Origin of the sequence: Rahnella sp. ChDrAdgB13, from assembly GCF_017655185.1 — a bacterium.
Taxonomy (GTDB): domain Bacteria; phylum Pseudomonadota; class Gammaproteobacteria; order Enterobacterales; family Enterobacteriaceae; genus Rahnella; species Rahnella contaminans.
Genome location: NZ_JAEMGT010000017.1, coordinates 1 through 21,894, shown reverse-complemented (window position 1 = coordinate 21,894; position 21,894 = coordinate 1). Strand labels below are relative to the sequence as shown.

The 21,894-nt window shown below is 54.0% G+C and carries 21 protein-coding genes and 1 pseudogene; 19 read left to right on the top strand and 3 right to left on the bottom strand.

Annotated features, from left to right (window positions below):
- Positions 1-16 precede the first annotated feature (16 nt).
- From J8X26_RS06160 to J8X26_RS06140, 5 genes are all read left to right on the top strand, one after another.
- Positions 17-1,003, top strand: coding sequence for an LLM class flavin-dependent oxidoreductase (locus J8X26_RS06160; RefSeq protein WP_208950449.1), 987 nt, complete (start codon positions 17-19; stop codon positions 1,001-1,003).
- Positions 1,004-1,012: 9 nt separating this feature from the next.
- Positions 1,013-2,350, top strand: coding sequence for an LLM class flavin-dependent oxidoreductase (locus tag J8X26_RS06155; RefSeq protein ID WP_152325962.1), 1,338 nt, complete (start codon positions 1,013-1,015; stop codon positions 2,348-2,350).
- A 138-nt stretch (positions 2,351-2,488) separates the two neighbouring features.
- Positions 2,489-3,151: a TetR/AcrR family transcriptional regulator gene (locus tag J8X26_RS06150; RefSeq protein WP_152325963.1), complete on the top strand. Its 663-nt coding sequence runs from the start codon at positions 2,489-2,491 to the stop codon at positions 3,149-3,151.
- Between the two features lie 89 nt (positions 3,152-3,240).
- Positions 3,241-4,218, top strand: coding sequence for an oxidoreductase (locus J8X26_RS06145; protein WP_152325964.1), 978 nt, complete (start codon positions 3,241-3,243; stop codon positions 4,216-4,218).
- A 195-nt stretch (positions 4,219-4,413) separates the two neighbouring features.
- A complete protein-coding gene (locus J8X26_RS06140; RefSeq protein WP_208950448.1) occupies positions 4,414-5,385 on the top strand; it encodes a chemotaxis protein in 972 nt (323 codons plus the stop codon).
- A 52-nt stretch (positions 5,386-5,437) separates the two neighbouring features.
- Here J8X26_RS06140 and J8X26_RS06135 read toward each other — a convergent pair whose 3' ends face one another.
- Positions 5,438-6,772: a PLP-dependent aminotransferase family protein gene (locus tag J8X26_RS06135; RefSeq protein WP_208950447.1), complete on the bottom strand. Its 1,335-nt coding sequence runs from the start codon at positions 6,770-6,772 to the stop codon at positions 5,438-5,440.
- A gap of 121 nt (positions 6,773-6,893) precedes the next feature.
- On the opposite strand from J8X26_RS06135, the gene J8X26_RS06130 reads away from it, so the two are divergent.
- From J8X26_RS06130 to katG, 11 genes are all read left to right on the top strand, one after another.
- Positions 6,894-7,784, top strand: a complete 891-nt coding sequence (locus J8X26_RS06130; protein ID WP_152325967.1) for a DMT family transporter — start codon at positions 6,894-6,896, stop codon at positions 7,782-7,784.
- A 166-nt stretch (positions 7,785-7,950) separates the two neighbouring features.
- On the top strand, positions 7,951-8,958 hold the full coding sequence (locus tag J8X26_RS06125; protein ID WP_152325968.1) for a glycine betaine ABC transporter substrate-binding protein: 1,008 nt from the start codon (positions 7,951-7,953) through the stop codon (positions 8,956-8,958).
- Entirely contained in the window at positions 8,955-9,692 is a 738-nt protein-coding gene (locus J8X26_RS06120; protein ID WP_208950446.1) for an ABC transporter permease, read from the top strand. The genes J8X26_RS06125 and J8X26_RS06120 overlap by 4 nt, the downstream gene beginning before the upstream one ends.
- Positions 9,692-10,477, top strand: a complete 786-nt coding sequence (locus J8X26_RS06115) for an ABC transporter ATP-binding protein (RefSeq protein WP_208950445.1) — start codon at positions 9,692-9,694, stop codon at positions 10,475-10,477. The genes J8X26_RS06120 and J8X26_RS06115 overlap by 1 nt, the downstream gene beginning before the upstream one ends.
- A 35-nt stretch (positions 10,478-10,512) precedes the next feature.
- Positions 10,513-11,730 (top strand): M20 family metallopeptidase, encoded by a 1,218-nt coding sequence (locus tag J8X26_RS06110; RefSeq protein WP_208950444.1) that lies wholly within the window; start codon positions 10,513-10,515, stop codon positions 11,728-11,730.
- 21 nt (positions 11,731-11,751) lie between these two features.
- A complete protein-coding gene (locus tag J8X26_RS06105) occupies positions 11,752-13,314 on the top strand; it encodes an ABC transporter substrate-binding protein (RefSeq protein ID WP_208950443.1) in 1,563 nt (520 codons plus the stop codon).
- A gap of 12 nt (positions 13,315-13,326) precedes the next feature.
- The gene (locus tag J8X26_RS06100; protein WP_208950442.1) at positions 13,327-14,283 is read left to right on the top strand and encodes an ABC transporter permease; all 957 of its coding nucleotides are present in this window, start codon (positions 13,327-13,329) and stop codon (positions 14,281-14,283) included.
- Positions 14,283-15,140 (top strand): ABC transporter permease, encoded by an 858-nt coding sequence (locus tag J8X26_RS06095; RefSeq protein ID WP_208950441.1) that lies wholly within the window; start codon positions 14,283-14,285, stop codon positions 15,138-15,140. The genes J8X26_RS06100 and J8X26_RS06095 overlap by 1 nt, the downstream gene beginning before the upstream one ends.
- On the top strand, positions 15,133-16,137 hold the full coding sequence (locus tag J8X26_RS06090; RefSeq protein ID WP_208950440.1) for an ABC transporter ATP-binding protein: 1,005 nt from the start codon (positions 15,133-15,135) through the stop codon (positions 16,135-16,137). The genes J8X26_RS06095 and J8X26_RS06090 overlap by 8 nt, the downstream gene beginning before the upstream one ends.
- Positions 16,134-16,922, top strand: a complete 789-nt coding sequence (locus J8X26_RS06085; protein WP_208950439.1) for an ABC transporter ATP-binding protein — start codon at positions 16,134-16,136, stop codon at positions 16,920-16,922. Before J8X26_RS06090 ends, J8X26_RS06085 begins: the two co-directional genes overlap by 4 nt.
- A 261-nt stretch (positions 16,923-17,183) precedes the next feature.
- Entirely contained in the window at positions 17,184-19,394 is a 2,211-nt protein-coding gene (gene katG, locus J8X26_RS06080) for a catalase/peroxidase HPI (RefSeq protein ID WP_206738744.1), read from the top strand.
- Between the two features lie 19 nt (positions 19,395-19,413).
- On the opposite strand, the gene J8X26_RS06075 is transcribed toward katG, so the two are convergent.
- Entirely contained in the window at positions 19,414-19,668 is a 255-nt protein-coding gene (locus J8X26_RS06075) for a hypothetical protein (protein ID WP_208950438.1), read from the bottom strand.
- 114 nt (positions 19,669-19,782) lie between these two features.
- Here J8X26_RS06075 and J8X26_RS06070 point away from each other — a divergent pair, with 114 nt between their 5' ends.
- Genes J8X26_RS06070 through J8X26_RS06060 form a run of 3 tightly spaced genes read left to right on the top strand, consistent with a single transcriptional unit; the run spans position 19,783 to position 21,465 of the window.
- Positions 19,783-20,268, top strand: a complete 486-nt coding sequence (locus J8X26_RS06070) for a nickel transporter (RefSeq protein ID WP_152325977.1) — start codon at positions 19,783-19,785, stop codon at positions 20,266-20,268.
- An 8-nt stretch (positions 20,269-20,276) separates the two neighbouring features.
- The gene (locus tag J8X26_RS06065; RefSeq protein ID WP_208950437.1) at positions 20,277-20,765 is read left to right on the top strand and encodes a hypothetical protein; all 489 of its coding nucleotides are present in this window, start codon (positions 20,277-20,279) and stop codon (positions 20,763-20,765) included.
- The gene (locus tag J8X26_RS06060; protein WP_208950436.1) at positions 20,752-21,465 is read left to right on the top strand and encodes a hypothetical protein; all 714 of its coding nucleotides are present in this window, start codon (positions 20,752-20,754) and stop codon (positions 21,463-21,465) included. The genes J8X26_RS06065 and J8X26_RS06060 overlap by 14 nt, the downstream gene beginning before the upstream one ends.
- 222 nt (positions 21,466-21,687) lie before the next feature.
- Here the strand turns inward: J8X26_RS06060 and J8X26_RS06055 are convergent.
- Positions 21,688-21,894, bottom strand: a pseudogene (locus J8X26_RS06055) (hypothetical protein); the annotation flags it as partial.

Here is a 21,894-nt window from a genome sequence, read left to right as displayed (position 1 = left end):
AAAAGGAATACCCCGAGTGAATTACCGACTGAGCTTATTAGACCAAAGCCCGATAAATGAAGGACAACGTGCGGAGCAGGCACTGGAGGCCACGCTGACGTTTGCGAAAACGGCAGAAAAACTCGGTTATCACCGCCTGTGGGTTTCTGAACATCACGACACAGAAAAGCTGGCAGGCAGCTCGCCGGAAGTGCTGATTGCCTGGCTTCTGGCTCAGACCTCGACGCTGCGGATCGGCTCCGGCGGCGTCATGCTGCAACATTACAGCCCCTACAAAGTCGCGGAGAATTTTCATCTGCTTTCTGCGCTGGCGCCCGATCGGGTGGATATCGGCATCGGCAAAGCGCCCGGCGGTTTACCGCTATCAACCAAAGCGCTGCGGGGCCATGCTCCGGCAGATTCCGCACCCGGTTTCCCCGCGCAGTTACAGCAACTGACGCATTATCTAACTCATCTCGACGACAATCTGGCCGGTGTCGAAGCCCGCGCATTGCCGCAGCCGCCGGTTGCGCCGCAGCGTTTCCTGCTGGGCGCGAGCAAAGAAAGCGCCCGTCTGGCGGCCTCGCTGGGTTGGAATTTTGTTTTTGCCGGTTTCATCAACACGTCTGCAGAAGTGATGACCGAATCGGTGCTGGCGTACCACGAATATTCCGCCGGACAGGGGCAGGTGCTGGTCAGCCTTGCGGTGCTGGCCGCCGAAACGCGGGAACAAGCCGCCGCGCTGGTGGCAGAGCAACATAATTTCCGCGTCACCGTTGGCGATAAACATGTGACCGTCGGCACCCGCGAACAGGCCGAAGCGTTTGTCCGGCAAGCCGGGGCGACGCAATACCGCATTGAACAGCAGCAGATCAGTGTGCTGCACGGCACGCCCGCCGATATTCATGAACAGCTGCGCGACATTCAGCGCCGTCTGTGCGTTAACGAATTTGTCATTCATACCCCACTGACAGATGCCGCCGTGCGTCTGAAGTCCATCGAATTGCTGGCTGGCCAGCTTTAAGGAGATCTCATGAGCCATTCAAAAAGTATCAAGCTCGGTCTGATGTTGCACGGGGCAGGCGGGCATATGAATTCGTGGCGTCACGAAAAAGCGCCTGCCGATGCCAGCGTGAATTTTCCGTATTTTCGCGATTTAGCGTTGCGCGCTGAAGCCGCCGGTTTTGATTTCCTGTTTGTGGCCGACGGTCTGCATATCAACGAAAAATCGCTGCCACATTTCCTCAACCGCTTTGAGCCGGTTGCGCTGCTGTCGGCACTGGCGTCCGCCACCCACAGCATCGGGCTGGCGGGGACGATTTCGACGTCGTACAGCGATCCGTTTACTGTGGCGCGCCAGCTGGCATCGATTGACAACATCAGTCAGGGGCGTGCGGGCTGGAATGTGGTGACGTCGCCGCTGGCCGGTTCGGCGAAAAACTTTGGCAAAGATCACCCCGAGCATGCGCTGCGTTACCAGATTGCGGAAGAGTACATCAACGTGGTGCAGGGTTTGTGGGATTCGTGGGAAGACGGCGCGTTTGTGCGTGACCGCGAAAGCGGCGTGTTTTTCGATGCAGCAAAACTGCACAAACTCAATCATCATGGGCAATTTTTCTCGGTCGAAGGCCCGCTGAATATCCAGCGTTCGCCGCAGGGGCAGCCGGTGATTTTCCAGGCGGGCGCTTCTGATGCGGGTATCGCACTGGCGGGTAAATCTGCCGATGCGGTCTTCACCAATGCGCGCACGCTGGAAGAGGCGCAGGATTACTCCGCCAAACTCCGGGCGCAGGTAGCAAAAAATGGCCGTCATCCGGTGGGAATTTTCCCCGGCATCAGCCCGGTTGTCGGCAAAACTGAAGCAGAAGCGGAAGCCAAATATCAGTACCTGCTTTCGCTGCTGTCGCTCGACGACGCGCTGGCGTATCTCGGCCGCTTCTTTGACCATCACGATTTCAGCCAGTACCCGCCGGATGGCCCGTTCCCTGAGCTGGGAGATTTAGGCCAGAATACGTTCCGTTCCACCACCGACAGCATTAAGAAACAGGCGAAAGAGGAAAACCTCACATTGCGTGAAGTGGCGTATCAGACCACGCTGCCGCGCGGTGAGTTTTTCGGTACGCCGGAACAGGTCGCCGACCGGCTGATCCGCTGGGTGGAAGAGGGCGGTGCGAGCGGGTTTATCATCAGCGGACCGGTGCTGACCGAAGCGCTCGACGACATCACCCGTCTGGTGCTGCCGGTGCTGGCGGCGCGCGGCTACTGGCATCCTTCCGAGGCGCATACGCTGCGCGAGCGTCTGGATATTCCGTTCAAAACCAACCGCTACAGCACGCCGGAAACCGTTCGTGAGGCTGTGAGCGCGAAATAGTTACAACATACTGATCTTTAAAAACAGCTCGCCCGGTTCAGCCTCGGCGGGCTTTTTGCTGTTCAGGGAATGACGGGGTTGCCTGCGCAGAGAATTGGGGGTAGGCTTTTGGCAATTAAAAAACGATCGGTCTAAATTATGAGTGATGCACTGACAATCCCGCCCGAAGCCCCGTCCGTAGCGGCTAAAAAGCCCCGCCGTGGCCGTCCGCCGAAAACTGAACGCGAGTTTGCGGATACGCGTGACGCGCTGATCCGCTCAGGGCTGGAAGTGATCACGGAGATGGGCTATCTGTCGGCGGGTATCGATGCGGTGATTAAAAACATCTCTGTACCCAAAGGATCGTTTTATCACTATTTCGCCAGCAAACAGGATTTCGGCATGGCAGTGCTAACGTCCTACGGTGCGTTCTTCGCCCATAAGCTTGATAAGTTTTTACTCAATGACGCATTGGCGCCTCTGCAACGCATCGGCGCATTTGTCGATCACGCTGGTCAGAGTATGGCGAGATTTGAATTTAAACGGGGCTGCCTGGTCGGCAATTTATTACAGGAATCCCCCCTGCTTCCCGATGATTTTCCGGAAAAGCTGAAAGCGATTTTGCAGGAATGGGAAAGCCGCGTGGCGCGTTGTCTGGAAGAAGCGCAGCGTGCGGGCGGCATAAACTCCGGCACGCCTCCTGCGCAACTGGCGGAGATCTTCTGGTCGGGCTGGGAAGGGGCAGTGATGCGCGCCAAACTGTTCCGTTCAGCTGAACCCTTGAATCAGTTTTGGGCATATTTTCAGAAAAACATTCAATAAGAATTCAAAAATAGCACCTGCAATCATTACGTTAGTCATCGCATTTCTAACGACAACTCTTCGAACTCCTGAATAATTAAGGGAACAAAATGAAAGCACTGGTTCTGGAACAGCAAGACAAAGCCACACTGGCCGAAGTTAAAGAGATCACACTGCCGGAAATGGCGGAAGGCGATGTGCTGGTGGATATCAGCTGGTCCGGTCTGAATTACAAAGACGCGCTGGCGATCACCGGCAAAGGCAAAATCATCCGTCAGTTTCCGATGGTGCCGGGGATCGATTTTTCCGGCCGCGTCAGCCGCAGCAATGACGCCCGCTTTACTGCTGGCCAGCCGGTCATTCTCACCGGCTGGGGCGTGGGCGAAACACACTGGGGCGGTCTGGCAGAACAGGCTTGCGTGAAAGGCGACTGGCTGGTGGCTTTGCCGGAGGGGCTGGCGGCGCGTAATGCGATGATCATCGGCACGGCAGGTTTCACCGCCATGTTGTGCGTGATGGCGCTGGAGGAGGCGGGCGTTAAACCGGAAAGCGGAACCGTCGTCGTGACCGGTGCCAGCGGTGGCGTGGGCAGTACGGCTGTCGCTTTGTTGCATACGCTCGGCTATACCGTTGCCGCTGTAACCGGCCGCGAGTCCACGCACGATTACCTGCGTAAACTGGGTGCCAGCGAAATTCTCTCCCGCGATGATTTCGCCGAAACCCGTCCGCTGGAAAAACAAATCTGGGCGGGCGCGGTGGATACCGTCGGCGACAAAGTGCTGGCCAAAGTGCTGGCGCAAACTAACTACGGGGGTTGCGTGGCGGCCTGCGGGCTGGCGGGCGGTTTTGGTCTGCCGACGACCGTAATGCCGTTTATTCTGCGCAACGTGCGTTTGCAGGGCGTCGATTCTGTTTCCGTGCCCGCTGACCGCCGTACTGCCGTCTGGGAACGTCTGCTGAAAATCCTGCCGCAGAGTTTCTACGAGCAGGCGGCGACTGAAATTACGCTTGAACAGGCTCCGGCTGTGGCGGCGGATTTCCTCGATAATAAAATTCAGGGCAGAACGCTGGTGAAAATCGCCGGTTAACCGCTTTTTCCGGCATCTCCCGGGTGCCGGATATCTTTCTCCTGCTCAATTTCCTCTCTGCACTAAAGAATTTCCCCGTCCGGGCCGATAAATAAGCCGTCCCTCTGAGAAAAAAAGAAAATTAATTTCCTGTTTTTCCGAATGACGCGCACGGCAAACGCACACGAAAACTAATAACGAAGGCATGGGGAAAGTATGGATAATTTTCAGAAAGAAATTGATGAAAGAACAAATCTCACTTCATCAAACCGGTTTGAATTACTGTTGTTCCGTCTGGGCTCATCGCCTGATGAAGAGCAGTCAGAATTATTTGGCATCAACGTTTTCAAGCTGCGTGAAATTGTCCCTATGCCGACGCTGACCAAGGCGGCGGGAATGTCATCGCCGATGATGGGGATGACCAATATTCGCGGTGAAATTATTCCGGTGATAGACCTGCCTGCGGTCGTCGGCTGCGTGCCGAAAACCGGGCTGAATATTTTGCTGGTCACCGAATATGCCCGCAGTACGCAGGCGTTTGCGGTGGAATCAGTGGACGACATTGTTCGTCTGGAATGGAGCCAGGTGCTGGCGGCAGAATCCGGTGTGAAGAGCCGTAACATCACCAGCATTGCGCGTCTGGATAACGATAAATCCAGCAACCGTCTGGCGCTGGTGCTGGACGTCGAGCAAATCCTGCACGACATTATCCCGAACAACAATATCGACATGGACAAGAAGAAAACCAGCTCGTTCAAGATGAAACCGGGCACGGTGGCGATTGTTGCGGAAGACTCCAAAGTCGCGCGCCAGATGCTGGAAAAAGGTCTGAACATGATGGAAATCCCGGCGCAGATGCACGTAACCGGTCTGGAAGCCTGGAATAAAATCCGCAAAATGGCCGAAGAATGCAAAGCCGCTGGCGTGCCAATTTCAGACAAGATCTCCTTCGTGCTGACGGATCTGGAAATGCCGGAAATGGATGGTTTCACGCTGACGCTCAATATCAAACGTGACGAATTCCTGAAGAATATCCCGGTGATTATTCACTCCTCACTCTCGGGCAGCGCCAATGAAGATCACGTCCGCAAAGTCGGTGCCGACGGGTATGTGGCGAAATTCGAAATCAACGAACTCGAAGCCGCAATTCATAAAGCGCTGGACGCGAAAAAAGTCGTTCACGGGTAGGTTAGGATTACAGTTTAAATGCCCGCGCAAGCGGGTTTTTTTATGCCTGCGATCACCGGTATTGCTCGAACTCAATGGTTTCCCGAACCTTGAGTAACGTGGTGCGCAGGACTTCGATGGAAACTGAACCGAGCGCGAGCCGCAGCGCTTGCGGCACATTGACCGACGTGCAAAAAGGTGCGGCGGACGAAACAGAAATATTGCTGTCCATTAACGCACTGACCACCCGTTCGGCTCTGACATCTTCCGCCAGCGGTAGCCAGAGAAAGTACGAAACCGGATGTGTGATGCACGTCAGCGTGCCCAGACACTCCTTCGCCACAACCTGTCGCTGCCGCGCATCTCGCCTTTTCAGCGCTTCAAACCGCGACACGGTCCCGTTTTCAATCCAGCCGCACACCAGTGTGGTCATCAGCGACGGCGTATTCCAGGTTGTCGAGCGGATTGCCCGTTCAATCGCGGGCCGGTGCTGTGCAGGGCAGATCACCGTACCGACGCGTAATCCGGTCGCGACATTTTTTGAAAAACCGGTGACATAAACGGTGCGTTCCGGTGCATAAAACGCGACCGGCGGCGGCGGGCGCTGCACGAGATAGGCATACGCGGTGTCTTCGATAATCAGCAAATCATGCTTTCGGGCAATCTCCGCCAGCATTTTGCGCTGATTGCGATCCAGAACCCAGCCGAGGGGATTGTGCAGCGTGGGCATGGTGTAAACCGCACGCACATGCCGTCTGGCACAAAGCTGGCGCAGTGCGTCAAGATCCGGCCCATCGGGATGAGACGGAATAGCCACAAGTTCAAGGTGATACAGTGCCGCCAGCGCCTTGAATCCGGGGTACGTCAGCGCATCAACCGCCACCACATCGCCGGGGCGGAGCAGCCCCATCACCGTAACCGTCAGGCCGTGCTGCGCACCATTGACGATCAGCACGTTTTCAGCTTCCGGCGTGAAGCCGTTTCCGGCCAGATGACGGGCAATAATCTCGCGGTCGGTCAGCCTGCCGGCGTGCGGCTGGTAGCGCAGATGGGATTCGATATCGCCCGTGGTGGCCATCTGGCGCAGCGCTTCGCGCAGCAATTCACCCTGACCGGGCAGTGCAGGATAGTTGAAGTTCAGATCCGTTACGTCGGTCGCAATAACATGCTGATCGACGCCGTGCCCCGCAGGCAGGGAAATATCACGCACAAACGTGCCGCGTCCGGTTTCGCCGCTGACCAGTCCCATCGCTTCCAGTTCGGTATACACGCGGGTCGCGGTCGCCAGCGAAATGTGCTCTTCCGCCGCCAGAAAACGGTGCGTCGGCAGCCTTGTACCTGCTGCGAGCGTGCCGGAACGGATGGCTTTCGCGAGGTTATCGACGAGGGATTTGTATCGGGCTTTCATGAATTGTATCCATGACAATAATTTGATTGTACCGGATTGAGGAGACTACCATCGCCGCGTTCATTGCTCAAATTCCTACAGTGAGGTCTGCGTGGTTAATTCAGGGGTACCTAAAACAAAAGTGAATAAGACAGGGGGGATTAAATCAGAACCGGGCGCGTTATCCGGTTGGGTGAACGGTTTACTGGGCGTGATAATTTTCAGCGGCTCGCTGCCCGCCACGCGTGTCGCCGTGATGCAGTTGGACCCGTTCTTCCTCACCTTTGCCCGCGCGTCGGTTGCTGGTTTTTTCGCGGTGATACTGGTGTACGTAACCCGCGAGAAATGCCCTAAAGCATCGCAGATTTTACCGCTGATCATCGTTTCACTGGGCGTTGTGACAGGTTTTCCGCTGCTGACGGCGATGGCGCTTGAACACGTTACGTCGGCCCATTCCATCGTTTTTCTCGGGCTGCTTCCGCTCACGACGGCGATTTTTGGCGTGATCCGCGGCGGAGAAAGGCCGGGTGCCGCATTCTGGATTTTTTCAGTGATCGGCAGCCTGCTGGTTGTCGGATTCGCCCTCTCGCAATGCGCTTCAGTTTCGCTGACCGGCGATTTACTGATGCTCGCGGCGGTGGCCGTTTGTGGTCTGGGCTATGCCGAAGGCGCAAAACTCACCCGCGTTTTAGGCGGCTGGCAGGTGATCAGCTGGGCGCTGATCATTTCGCTGCCGTTTATGCTCGTTGCCTCCGTCATTCTGCGGCCCGCATCCTTCAGCGCTGTCAGCGTTTCTGCCTGGATTGCGCTGGGTTACGTGTCGCTTTTCAGCATGCTCATCGGGTTTATCTTCTGGTACAAGGGCCTGGCGATTGGCGGGATCGCCGCTGTCGGGCAATTGCAGTTACTCCAGCCATTCTTCGGGCTTGCGTTATCTGCCACGATTTTGCATGAAACCGTCAACCCGCTGATGCTCGCCGTCACACTCGGCGTCATTGCCTGCGTGGCCGGGTCACGGAAATTCGCGCGTTAACCTGAAAGCGCTATATTATTTTTGCGAATAATAAATAACGTTATTCAAACACCCGCCTAATCTTGCCACGAATAAATACTTAGCAATAATCCATCTAAATAAACCGGCCCGGTCTGAATATACTGGGTCGGCGCTAATTGCTTAATTTATTTACAGGATAATTAGAATGAAAAAAAGTCTCTGCTTATTACTCGCAGCGGGTAGCTTGTGGACGCACGCGACGTTTGCTGCAGCACCGGAAGAAGTACGGGTCGCCTACAGCGGCGGTTCTCAGGTTTTATTACTGGCGAAAGCTGACGGCTCTTTAGACAAAGCATTAAACAGCAAAGTGAAATGGGTCCAGTTTGCTACCGGTGCGGATGCGCTGACGTATTTCGCCAGCAACGCCATCGATATTGCCAACTTCGGTTCAAGCCCGGCGACTGCCGGTATTGTGCGTAAATTACCGGTGGAAATTATTGGTGTTTCCGGCGTAATTGCGACTTATGAACGGCTGATTGGTAAAGACGGCATTCATAATATTAAAGACATTGAAGGTAAGCGCGTGGCTTATCCGCCGAATTCTACGGCGCAATATGCGCTGGAAGCGGCAATCAGCGTCAACAAACTGGATCGCAGCAAAATTACGTTATTACCCCTGCGTCCCGCAGAAATGGTCGCTGCATGGAAACGCGGCGATATTGATGCGGGTTATGTCTGGGCACCGTTCGCTCAGGAGCTGGAGTCTTCCGGCGGTCATCAGGTCTTTGCGACCAAAGATCTGCAAAAAGACGGTTACCTGATTTACAACAACTACGTGGTGCGTAAAGCCTTTGCGCAGCAATATCCGGAAGTTGTCACCGCATTCCTGCGCGTTCATCAGCAAAAAGTGGACGAGTTTAAACGCGATCCGGAGCATGCAGCGGCCATCGTGGCCAAAGAAGTGGGCGCGCCGGTGACCACGGCGGCCAACACGCTGGGCGGGCTGGAATATCCGACGCTGGCGGAGCAGGGCACGGCGGCGTGGTTGGGGAACGGCACGCAAACCAGCGACAGCGGTATCGGCAAAGCGCTGACGAAAACCTCGGATTTCCTCGCAGGCATTGGCGAACTGCGTAAGCGTGATATTCCGGCCAGCTGGGACAATGCCATCAACTCCCAATACATCCGTGATGCGGCAGCCACCGCAAAATGAAGATGGGGCAACACATCACGATCAGCGTGATATCGGTCGGGATTTTCTTTGCCCTCTGGCAAATCGCCGCCACAAGGCAGTGGTTGGATCCGTTGCTGCTGCCTTCGCTGGCCGACGGTTACCGTCAGGTGCCGTTATGGCAGCACGTCGCGGTCAGTCTGGCACGGGCGCTGAGTGCTTTTTCGGTGGCGGTTATTTTAGGCATTCCGCTGGGGCTGCTGATGGGATTATCGGAAGGGCTGTCGGCGGTACTTAATCCGTTCGTTCAGTTTCTGCGTCCTCTGCCTAAGATTGCACTGATCCCGCTGGCCGTCGTCTGGCTGGGTATCGGCGAAGCCTCCAAGTTCTTCCTCATTTTCATCGCCACATTTCTGAGCGTTGTGGTTGGCGCGAATGCCGCCGTCGAGCGCATCGGGCGTTCGCGCATTCGGGTGGCGCAGACGCTCGGGGCATCACGCAGGCAGATTTTCCTGCGCGTGGTGCTGCCCGATGCGCTGCCGGAGCTTTTCACGACGATCAGGTTGTCGGTCGGGATCGGCTGGACGTCGCTGATTGCCGCTGAAATGGTCGCCGCCAGTTCGGGACTGGGCTGGATGGTCATCAACGCCAGTTCATATTTACGTACGGATATTGTCATGCTGGGCATTTTGCTGCTCGGCGGCATTGGGTATTTGCTGGACTTATTACTTCTGGGGCTGCAACGCCTGTTTGTGCCCTGGGCGGGAAAAGAATAATGGCTGAACAAATTGCGCTTAAAGACGTGTCGTTGCAGTTTACCGCAAAACCGCACGCCTTCACCGTGCTGGAAGACATCTCCTTAACGTTGCAAAAGGGCGAGTTTGTCGTTTTGCTCGGGCCGTCGGGTTGCGGCAAATCCACCATCCTTAATCTGGTCGCAGGCTTTCTTCAGCCCGATACCGGTCGTGTGCTTTGCGGCGGCAAGATTGTACAAAAACCCGGCCCGGCGCGGGGCATGATCTTCCAGCAACCGAATTTATTTCCGTGGCTGTCGGTGCTTGATAACGTCACGTTTGGCCCGCGTCTGAGCAGGCATCGTAAGGAGGACGTTAACGCCGAAGCCATGGACTGGCTGGCGCGCGTCGGGTTGCAAGGCTTTGAGCATCATGCGCCGTGGCAGTTATCCGGCGGGATGAAACAACGTGTGGCGCTGGCCCGTGCGTGGTTACCCGGTCCGGAAGTCTTGTTACTCGACGAGCCCTTTGGTGCGCTCGACGCCCAGACCCGCCTGATGATGCAGGAACTGCTGCGCTCAGCGTGGCTGGAAACCGACACCACGCTGTTGTTTGTCACGCATGACGTAGAGGAAGCGCTGTTTCTTGCCGACCGCATTCTGGTGATGTCGGCTAAACCGGGCAAGATCGTCGAAGAAATTGTCTCTCCCTTTGGCCGTGAACGCGATATCGAAACCCTTGCAGAGCATCCGCAGTACAGCGAAATCAAACATCACGTTTTACATCGCGTCCGCCAGGAGGCGAAACGTCATCTGAACACTCTCTGAAATGAATTAACTGTCATCAATAAAAGGTGAAAACAATGAGCAATAGCGAATTAAAAGCCCGGCTGGAACAGAGTATTCATCAGCACCGTGACGACTATATTGCGATATCCAGGGACATTCATGCGCATCCGGAAACCGGGAATAACGAATATTATGCCAACGACGTGCTCACGACGTTGCTGCAAAAACACGGCTTCAGCGTGACGTCCAACGTTGCCGGGCATGAAACCGCGTTTTACGCCGTAAAAGACAGCGGTGAACCCGGCCCGACCATTGCCTATCTTGCGGAGTACGACGCGCTGATCGATATCGGCCATGCCTGCGGTCACAACATTATTGGCGTGAGCAGCATTGCGGCCGCCGTGGCGCTGAGTGATACGCTCAGTGAAACCGGCGGCAAAGTGTTGGTGCTGGGTACGCCGGCTGAAGAAGGCGGATTGCGGGGCAAAGGCGGCCTGAACGGCAACGTAAAAGCGCGCTTTGTCGAGCACGGTTTTCTGGATGATGTGGACGTCGCGCTGATGGTGCATCCGTCCGGAAGAACGCGGCTTTCCGGCCCGTCGCTGGCAAATAATCATCTGTATTTTCATTTTTATGGCAAGCCGTCTCATGCCGGCAGCTCACCGCATAAAGGCGTTAATGCGCTGGATGCGCTGGTGTTGCTCTATAACGGTATCAGCGTCTTGCGCCAGCAACTGCCGGACGGGGTGCGCGTTCACGGCATAATTACCAACGGCGGGCAGGCACCGAACGTTATTCCTGAATACGCCTCAGCGCACTATTACATCCGCGCGGATACGCGGGAAGAAGTGCTGGCGCTTGAGCCACGGATCCGCGCAATTGCCGATGGCGTGGCGCTGGCGACAGGCACAACGGTCAAAATTGAGCATCAGGTCGGGCCGCGGGATTTCAATATCAATCATGTGCTCAATGGCGTGCTGCTGGAAGAATTCACGGCCGCCGGTGAAACCGTTGATCTGAGCGAAAAAGAGGGCAAAGGCTCGACGGATGCGGGTGATATCAGCCACGCCGTACCGACCGCGCACCCGTACATCAAAATCGGACCTGACGATCTTATCGGCCACACCGTCGCTTTTCGCGAAGCCGCCAACTCTGTTCAGGGTTATGACGCACTGATCACCGGCGCGCTGGTGCTGGCCCGCACCGGGCTGCGTCTGCTCACCGAACCTGCGCTTTTGCAGGACGCTAAAGATGAATTTGCCGGGCAAAAAAATCGCTCAAACGCCGCCTGATCTTACCGGAGCTACAACAAAATGAAGATGATGTTTTCTGCCGCCGCACTGTTGCTGGCGGCGGCTTTACCCTGGGATAACGCGCAGGCTGAAACGGTCAACCGGAACGCCACGCTAAACATTGCTTACGGCAACCGCCCTGGCACACTCGACCCTTATCTGACGACCAATAATGCAACGTCAGATGTGGACAGGAACATCTTTGAAGAGCTGTTTACCCTTAACGATAAGTTTGAGCCGGTACCGGAACTGGTGGCGTCTTACACCCTCAGCGACGACCGGAAAACCTACACGTTTGTCTTACGTGATGGCATACATTTCCATGACGGGCAACGGCTGACGGCCGACGATGTGGTGGCCTCGATGAACCGCTGGCTGACGGTTTCCACGCAAGGTAAAGCCAATCTGCCCGGCGCGCAATTTACCAAAATAGACGATAAAACGGTGCAGCTGACGTTGCCAGCGCCGTCGCTGATCACGCTTAACGTGCTGGCGGATGTGAAAAATATCGCTGCTATCATGCCGGAACGGTTGATTGACGAGGCGAACAGCACGAAAAAACCGGTCACCGAACTGGTTGGCACCGGGCCGTACAAACTGGCGGAATTCAAGCAGGGCGAGTATTTGCATCTGACGCGTAATGACAATTACGTCTCACGCAAAGAACCGGCCAGCGGGTTGTCGGGTGAGAAAAAAGCAGACGTCAAAGATATTTGGTTCCGTTATATCACCGATGAGTCAACGCGCCTCGCGGGTGCCATGACCGGGGAATACGACATCGTTTTCAATTTGCCAAAAGACAATATTGAAGCACTCAGCAATCTTCCGGATTTGTCGCTGACGCGGCCGGAAAGCGGCGGTTCATTGATCACATATTTGTTTAACAAGCAGCAGGGGCCGTTTGCAAACGTTAAGCTGCGCCAGGCCTTTAATCTGGCGCTCGACGTGCATCAGACCCTGCTGGCTGGCTACAGCGATCCGCGCTTTTTTGTCGAAGATCCGTCGTTAGGTTTCCCGGAGCAGGTGGACTGGTACAGCGAAGCGGGTAAACCGTACTGGAATCAGCATAACCTCGAAGAAGCCCGCAAACTGGTGAAAGAGTCTGGCTACAACGGTCAGGAGGTGGTGATTATCGCCACTAAAGAATATGCCGAACTTTACAACCTGGCGATTGTTGCACAGCAGGTTCTCAAGCAAATCGGCGTGAAATCTCGTCTGGATGTCTACGACTGGCCGACCGTATTGCAGCGCCGTCAGGATCCGAAAAACTTCGACCTCTGCGCACTGGAATTCTCAATGCGACAGGTTCTGCATCAGTATCCTTTCCTGGATTCCCGCGCCAGATTTCCCGGCCTGAGCAACAGCCCGGAAATCGATACGGTTCTGGATGGCATCAAGCAGGCACACTCGCTAAAAGACGCCAGAGGGCTGGTTGATAAGCTTAACGTACTGACGTGGCAATACCTGCCGGTCATTGTGCTTGGACGAACCACGCCGGAGCCGGTCGCTATTAAGAAAAACGTGCACGGTTACCATGACCTGATCGGGCCAGTGCTGTGGAATGTGACGGTCACCCAGCCCTGACGGGAGAGATTTATGAAGTGGTTTCTGTTTCACCGGCTGATGGCGCTGTTGCCCGTATTGTTTGTGGTATCGCTGGTGGTGTTTTGCCTGGTACATCTGGCGCCGGGTGATCCGGTGCTGGTGATCCTCGGTAACGATGCCAGCCCGCAGGATATCGCAACGCTGCGCCAGCAGATGGGGTTGGATCAGCCGCTGCTGGCGCAGTTTGTGCGCTGGTTTGGTGCGGTGATTTCCGGTGATCTCGGCCACTCTTTGTTTCTCAATGCCAGCGTTACCGACCTGTTTATGCAGCACCTCGCGCCGACGATGTCGCTGGCATTATACGCGCTGGCGATTGCGCTTACTTTCGGGCTGGCGGGGGGCGTGGTCAGCGCCTGGCAACATGGACGGCTGGCAGACAGGGTGATCCGGTCGCTGGCGACGTTCGGAATGTCGGTGCCGGGTTTCCTGCTGGGGCTGTTCCTGATCTTTGTCTTCGCCGTCAGGCTGCGGTGGTTTCCGGTGGTCGGTTATCGTTCCACCAACGATGACGGGTTGCTGAACCTCTGGTATCTGACGCTTCCGGCGATTGCGCTGGGGTTTCGCATTGCGGCGCTGATCTCGCGCATGACACGCGCGGTGATGCTCGACGTTTTGCAGGAGAATTACATCAATACTGCCCGCGCCAAAGGCGTACCGGAATCTCTGGTTTTGCTGCGTCACACGTTGAAAAACGCGCTGATCCCGGTGCTTACTATTTGCGGTGAATCTTTTGCCTCGCTGGTCACAGGAACGATTGTCATTGAAAGTGTATTCGGTATTCCGGGTATCGGTTCACTGATTGTGGACTCCATTGAACGACGCGACTTTACTGTGATTCAGGGGGTGGTTCTGCTGATTACCGTCTGCTACGTGCTGATCAATTTGCTGGTTGATGTGCTCAGTTATCTGGCCGATCCGCGACTGTCCGTTGAAGGAAGTGAAAACTGATGTTGCATAACAATACCAGGCTGTTTTTCTGGGGCGGCGTGCTGGTGGCGATTGTGTTGCTCTCATTTTGCAGCAGCCTGTTTAGCCCTTACGACGCCTACAGTATTGACCCGCTAAGCCGCCTTAAACCGCCGGATGCTGCGCACTGGTTTGGCACAGATAATTTTGGCCGGGACCTGTTTGTACGGGTTGCCGTGGCGGTACGCGTTTCACTGTCCGTCGGGGCGGCAGTGGCGCTGATTGCCGGATTTACGGGGCTGACCGTCGGGCTGCTGTGCGCCTGGTTCCGCCCGCTGGACCTGATTCTGATGCGTGTGTGCGACGGCCTGTTTGCCTTCCCTTCATTACTGCTGGCGATCGCAATTGTCGGCGTGCTGGGGCCGAATATCGCCAATGTGGTGCTGGCGTTATCGCTGGTGTATGTGCCGTCGATAGCCCGTGTTATCCGCGGCGCGGCGATGGTGGTCAAAGAGAAAAATTTCATTGAAGCGCTGCGGGCGCAGGGCGCGTCGTCCGGGCGCATCATCTGGTTGCACCTGCTACCGAATGTCATTTCGCCGCTAATTGTGCAGGTGACGTGGGTCTTTTCGGTGGCGATCCTGACGGAAGCGGCGCTGAGTTTTCTCGGCTCCGGCGTGCCTGCGCCCACGCCAAGCCTCGGTAATTTATTACTGGAAGGCAAAGCGGTGATTTTCACTGCGTGGTGGATGACATTTTTTCCCGGGATCGCCATCGTGCTGCTGATTCTGGCGCTCAATATCATCGGGGATGATTTGCGTGACGGCGCGGAACCGGGCCTGAAAGCCCTGCCTGTGCGCGTTATGCGTCAGTTGAAAAAAGGAGCACAGCGTGGCTGATCCTCTCGACGAACCACACCTGCTGCGGGTGAATAATTTGCAGGTCAGCTTTGCGACGCCAAAAGGCGTGGTGACGCCGGTGCGCGATGTCTCTTTTGACGTTGGGCGCCATGAAACACTCGGCATTATCGGCGAATCCGGCTGCGGTAAAAGCGTCACTGCGCAGGCGCTGATGGGGTTACTGACGCCGCGAACCAGCCGGGTTGATGGCGAAATTATACTTTCCGGCGAACGGCTGGATGTGCTTTCGTCAGGAACCCGCAGGCGGCGCAGCGGTCGTGATATCGCGATGATTTTTCAGGATCCGCTGTCCAGTTTAAATCCGGTTTTCACCATTGGCTTTCAGATTGAAGAAAGCCTGCGTTTGCATACGTCACTGAAGCGGCAGCAGCGTCGGGAAAAAGTTATCAGCCTGCTGGAACAGGTCGGGATCCCCGAACCGGCACGCTGCGCCAGCGCTTATCCGCATGAGCTTTCGGGAGGGATGCGTCAGCGCGTGATGATTGCGATAGCCGTCTCCAATGCGCCTTCGTTGCTCATTGCCGATGAGCCTACGACCGCACTGGACGCGACCATTCAGGCGCAGATTCTGGATCTGCTCGATGACATTAAACGGCAGTCTGCGATGGGTATTGTGATTATCACGCACGATCTCAGCGTGGTGGCGAGGCTTTGCCAGCGCGTCGTCGTGCTCTATGCCGGGCAAGTGGTGGAGGAAACGGACGTTGTGACGCTGTTTCAACATCCGCGTCATCCGTATACGCGGGCACTGCTGGCGGCACGGCCATCTGCCGGTCGGGAACCCAAATCCCGGCTGGATGAAATTCGCGGCAGCGTTCCGGCACTTGACGCTTTACCGCAGGGCTGTGCCTTTGCCGGACGCTGCTCCCGGGCAACAACGCGGTGCCTTGAAGACTCGCCGCCGCTGCGTATGCTGGGTGGCGCGCCCCATCAGGTGCGCTGCTGGTACGCTGAAAACACAGGATCCCCTTCATGAGCCAGCCACTGCTGCGGGTCGATAATTTGTCGAAAACCTTTCACCGGCGCGGGCACAGCGTCCACGCCGTACAGGGTGTCAGTTTCACGATCCATGCCGGGGAAACCTACGCGCTGGTCGGGGAGTCTGGTAGCGGGAAAAGCACCACCGGACGCACAATTTTAGGGCTGACGCCCGCCTCAGGTGGAACAGTCGAGTTTGACGGCGTGCCGCTGCTGACGCGCAACGCCGCACAATGGCGGAGCCTGCGCAAAGACATTCAGATCATTTTTCAGGATCCGCTTTCAACGCTTGACCCGAAACGTACCGTGGGCTACAGCATCGAAGAACCGCTGATTATTCATGGCGTAAAAGATGCCAATCAACGGAAGAAGGCTGTGGTGGAAATGCTGGTACAGGTCGGGCTCAATGCCACCGATGCCGGGCGTTATCCGCAGCAGTTTTCCGGCGGACAGCGGCAGCGTATCGGCATTGCACGGGCGCTTATCCTGCGTCCAAAGCTGATCGTTTGTGATGAACCGGTTTCCGCGCTGGACGTATCGATTCAGTCGCAAATTCTCAATTTGCTGATGTCGCTCCAGCGTGAATACGGGCTGGCCTATCTGTTTATCTCGCATGATTTAAATGTCGTGCGGCACGTCGCGGATCGGGTCGGCGTGATGTATCAGGGAAGAATCGTCGAAGAAGGGGAAAACGGGGCACTTTTCACACAGCCACAGCATGAATACACACGGTATTTGCTGAAAGCCATTTTGCCTGCGGAGCCGGTGGCCTCTGCGCGCTAACGGCGCTGCGTGACGATAAAAAACCCAAAGCCCGCTCAATCTCCTGCGCGGGCTTTTTTCATTTTGCGACACCGGCAAAGTAGCCTTTTACTTTAACTGGCTATTCTATAATCAGTGTCGGGATTCAGAAATTGTGGAAACTCACAGAACGAACGCTGAGATCAGAAGGGAAGGTCTATCAAATGCATAGGATGTTCCAGATGTGACTGGTTTAAATCCGCGTATAGAGTAGCAATGAGACTACATAACAGGAGTGTGAGCATGAGCAGTTCTATTGATGAAGAAGCAAACGACGCAAAACCCATTGTTGAAGCAGAGCGTGAAGCCTCCGGCGGTAAATGTCCTTTTCATGCAGGAAAAACGAATGAAACGTCTGGCGGCGGGACAAGCAATCGCGACTGGTGGCCAAACCAGCTCAGAACCGATTTACTGAACCAGCATTCCGCCCGCTCAAACCCGTTGGGCGAGGCGTTTGATTACCGCAAAGAATTCGCCAAATTAGATTACTCCGCGCTCAAAGCCGATATCAAAGGCGTCCTGACCGAGTCGCAACCCTGGTGGCCTGCCGACTGGGGCAGCTACATTGGTCTTTTCATTCGCCTGGCATGGCACAGCGCCGGGACATACCGTTCCGTTGACGGCCGTGGTGGTTCAGGCCGTGGTCAGCAACGTTTTGCACCGCTGAACTCCTGGCCGGATAACGTCAGCCTCGACAAAGCGCGCCGCCTGCTGTGGCCGGTGAAACAAAAATACGGCCAAAAAATTTCCTGGGCCGATCTCTATATTCTGGCGGGTAATGTCGCGCTGGAGAATTCCGGTTTCCGCACCTTTGGATTTGGTGCCGGGCGTGAAGACGTCTGGGAACCGGATCTGGATGTGAACTGGGGCGACGAAACCACCTGGCTGGAACATCGTCATCCTGAAGAACTTGCCAAATCTCCATTGGGCGCCACCGAAATGGGGCTGATTTACGTCAACCCTGAAGGCCCGAACCACAGCGGTGATCCGGCCTCTGCGGCTCCGGCCATCCGCGCCACGTTCGGCAATATGGGCATGAACGATGAAGAAATTGTCGCGTTAATCGCCGGTGGCCATACGCTGGGTAAAACTCACGGTGCCGCACAAGCCAGCCATGTGGACGTTGACCCGGAAACCGCTCCGATAGAAGCGCAGGGTCTGGGTTGGGCAAACAGCTACGGCAGCGGTGCCGGGCCGGATGCCATCACGTCCGGTCTGGAAGTCATCTGGTCGCAAACGCCAACCCAGTGGAGCAACTACTTCTTCGAAAACCTGTTCAAATATGAGTGGGTGCAGACCCGCAGCCCGGCGGGCGCTATTCAGTTTGAAGCTGCCGATGCGCCGGATATCATTCCTGATCCGTTCGATACTTCGAAAAAACGCAAACCGACCATGCTGGTCACTGACCTGACGCTGCGATTTGACCCGGAATTTGAGAGGATTTCGCGCCGGTTCCACAGCGATCCTCAGGCCTTTAACGAAGCATTTGCCAGAGCCTGGTACAAACTGACCCACCGCGATATGGGGCCGAAAGCGCGTTATATCGGGCCGGAAGTGCCGAAAGAAGACTTAATCTGGCAGGATCCGTTGCCGGTGCCGGTTTATCATCCGACCGTTGCTGATATCGCCGTGCTGAAAGAGAAGATTGCGGCGTCCGGCCTGACGGCGGGCGAACTGGCGTCGGTGGCGTGGGCATCGGCCTCGACGTTCCGTGGCGGTGATAAACGCGGCGGGGCAAACGGTGCGCGTCTTGCGTTACTGCCGCAAAGACAATGGGATGTTAACGCCGCAGCGGTGCGCGTGTTGCCTGTGCTGGAGTCCATTCAGCAGTCGCATCCGAAAGCGTCGCTGGCGGATGTGATTGTGCTGGCGGGCGTCGTGGGTGTGGAAAAAGCAGCGAAAGCGGCTAACGTCGACATCGACGTCCCGTTCACGCCGGGGCGTGTGGATGCGCGTCAGGATCAGACCGATGTTGAGTCGTTTGATTTGCTCAAACCGAGAGCCGATGGTTTCCGCAACTATCGCGGTGATACCGGCAAAACCTCGACTGAAAATCTCCTGATCGACAAGGCCCAGCAACTGACGCTGACCGTACCGGAGTTAACGGTACTGATTGGCGGATTGCGTGCGCTGGGAACCAACTTCGACGGCAGCCAGCACGGCGTATTCACGGATAAAACCGGTGAGCTGAACGCGGACTTCTTCACCAATCTGCTCGATATGCGCACTGAATGGAAAGCCACTGATTCCACCGGTGAACGTTTCGAAGGTCGTGACCGCGTCACGGGGGAATCCAAATTCACCGCCACCCGCGCCGATCTGGTGTTTGGCTCGAATGCCGTTCTGCGTGCCAGCGCCGAGGTTTACGCCAGCAGCGATGCGAAAGAGAAATTCGTGAAGGACTTCGTCGCCGCCTGGACCAAAGTAATGAATCTGGACCGTTTTGATATTTGAGATGGGGTGAGTTGAAGTATTAAGTTGAAAGCCCGCCCGGAAGATTGGGTGGGCTTTTTTGTTTTTTGGCTGAATGATGATGGAATAGAAAAGCGCCGGGGGTAATTCCTGGCACGGAATTGATCAATCGCCAGCGCATAGCGTAACCCGCTGCTACTTGCGGATAGTCCGTTTTTCCCAGCCAGCCGGCGTTGTAGCCTGCAGCAACCGGCGCAGGGTTTCGGGGGCTTGAAGTGCCGCGACGGTATATTTGATAAAAAACTAAAGATTTCAAAGGGGATGCCTATAATAGCTTTTACATAAACTAATTTGAATGCTCTGACTTTATTTAAAGCCTGAAGCCGTCAAAGTTTTGTTAACAGTCAATTATCAACTAAGAGGTTAAGGAATGAGCGAAGACATTGAGCAGAAAATTGAAAATAGCATCTCCGATATAATTACCCTTTTCAATCTAGAGAATGAAGAAAATGAATATCAATTTAGACTTTTTAAGAACCATTTAGTCAGTGAGTTAACTAACACCCTGAGTCTGGAGTTTCTAAAGGAACGTCTGAATGTCATTTACACGTACGAGAGAAACTACCTCGAATTACTCAAAGAATTTAAAGAGGAAATAAAATTTGCCGGCACTTTACAGGAGGACTTAAGAAAAGAACGTGCAAAATTCTTCTCCGGGGTACTTGATGAAGTTTCTAACACGTTAAAGAACTCTCAGGTTGATGACAGGGTCGCAGCTTCATGGATCAAAGAACTGGTAAGCAGCTATACAAAAAGCTTAGATGTCAGTGAGGGACTGGTTGATGAAGGGACCTTAAATAGTCTTGGTAAAATACGAGATATGGCAAAGGAAGAAAAAGATACGTTAGATCAGTGAGGTAAATTATGGCTGATTGCGAATTGATATCAGTTCTTGATCTTTTGCGTCAATCGAGACAAAAACTTATATTGAGAACAACAACTCACTCTGTCGATTTTTTCTCAAATCTTTTTTTATTTGAGAAAAATGAAATGGGTCTGAAACTTCTCTTTGAAAAAGAGAAGACGCAATTTATAAATACTCACTTTCTTTTTCCTGAAGAAGATACCAGTTCAATACATTCTGATTTTTATAATTCAGCCATTAAAAGATTAATATGTTTGCTCTCTGAAGAGGAATCTTCTGTGCATGAAAGTATATCCTCTTCTATTTTCTATAAAAATTTGGCTTCTACGAAGATTGAATTTCTAGACTTGCTTATAAATATGGAAGAGAAATCATCACTCAACCTATCTCAGTTGAAGTACCTTATCATTAAAGATAACCGACTCTTTGAGAGAGAAATGGAAAGACTAACAACAGGAACAAAAGGAGACTTAAATGAGTATGTTTAGTAAATTTGGAAGCGTTATTATAGATTTAGTTAAAGCGCCGTTAGATGCGGTAAGTGATCTGATCAGAGAACCATCGAAACGTTGGGAACATCAACGCAACGAAACTGAAAGGAATTCAGATCACGAAAGAACAATACGGATGAAAGAGCTTGAGGTAGAGCTAAGGATTAAAGAAGAAACGGGCGTAAGAAAAGCGTTAATTGACCTTGAGGAAATTGTAAAAGATAATGATTTCCAGCGCATGATGATGACTACCGATGCTATCAAAAAGTATCAAAAGGAATTAACTATTCTTAATACGGAGACAATAAAGGCTATTGGTGAAATGCATCTTGACCTCAAGAAAAAGGCTCAGGATCTCGTCCATAGTAAAACATTGCAATATAGAGATCTCCAGGATGAGGCCATGAATAGAGCCATGAGCGAACTCCTCGAAATTGAAAATAAGTTCGGTGATAATGTGGCTGCCCAGAATATTCTCATTAAGGCCGTAGATGTAAAACTTTCGAATATTATCAACGCGGCGAATAATTTTTTAATGGAACTTAACAGGGATATTGTAATTTTAAATAATGACATAAGCATGCTGTCAAAACAAGGTCAAAAATTCATTGAAGATCATCTCAACAGGATAGCCATCAACGGTGGCTTAAATGAAAGAAAAGAAAAAATAATAAATCCTAAAGAACTATTGGAATAATTTGATTACGATAGTCACACAGCATAATAAAAGGAGGCTATTTACGCAGGCCTCCTTGTGTAATGAATCTTTAATAGTTCGGGACGGCTAACTTACTGTGGAGTTGTAGACGATTTCGCTGTTATCCTGAAAGCGTTACCTCTGTAGCGTCCGCTTCTCAACGACAAGATACCCGGAGTGTTATCTCTGGAGGTTTTGCCACAAAAGCGGACAGATCTAAAACTACTTCTTCTTATTCAGCATCGACTTTAAATCGGCAAACGGATTGTAGGTTGCCGCATCCACATCATCTTGTGCGTCTTCGCCTGCGACTACGCGGGTGCCGTACTGATCCGCTTCGGTGTATTTTGAATGTTCATGGGGCTTTGTTGAATAAATCGGATTTAGATAAAAGCTCCCCTCGTCGCCGACTTCCTCAGGTAATCCGTA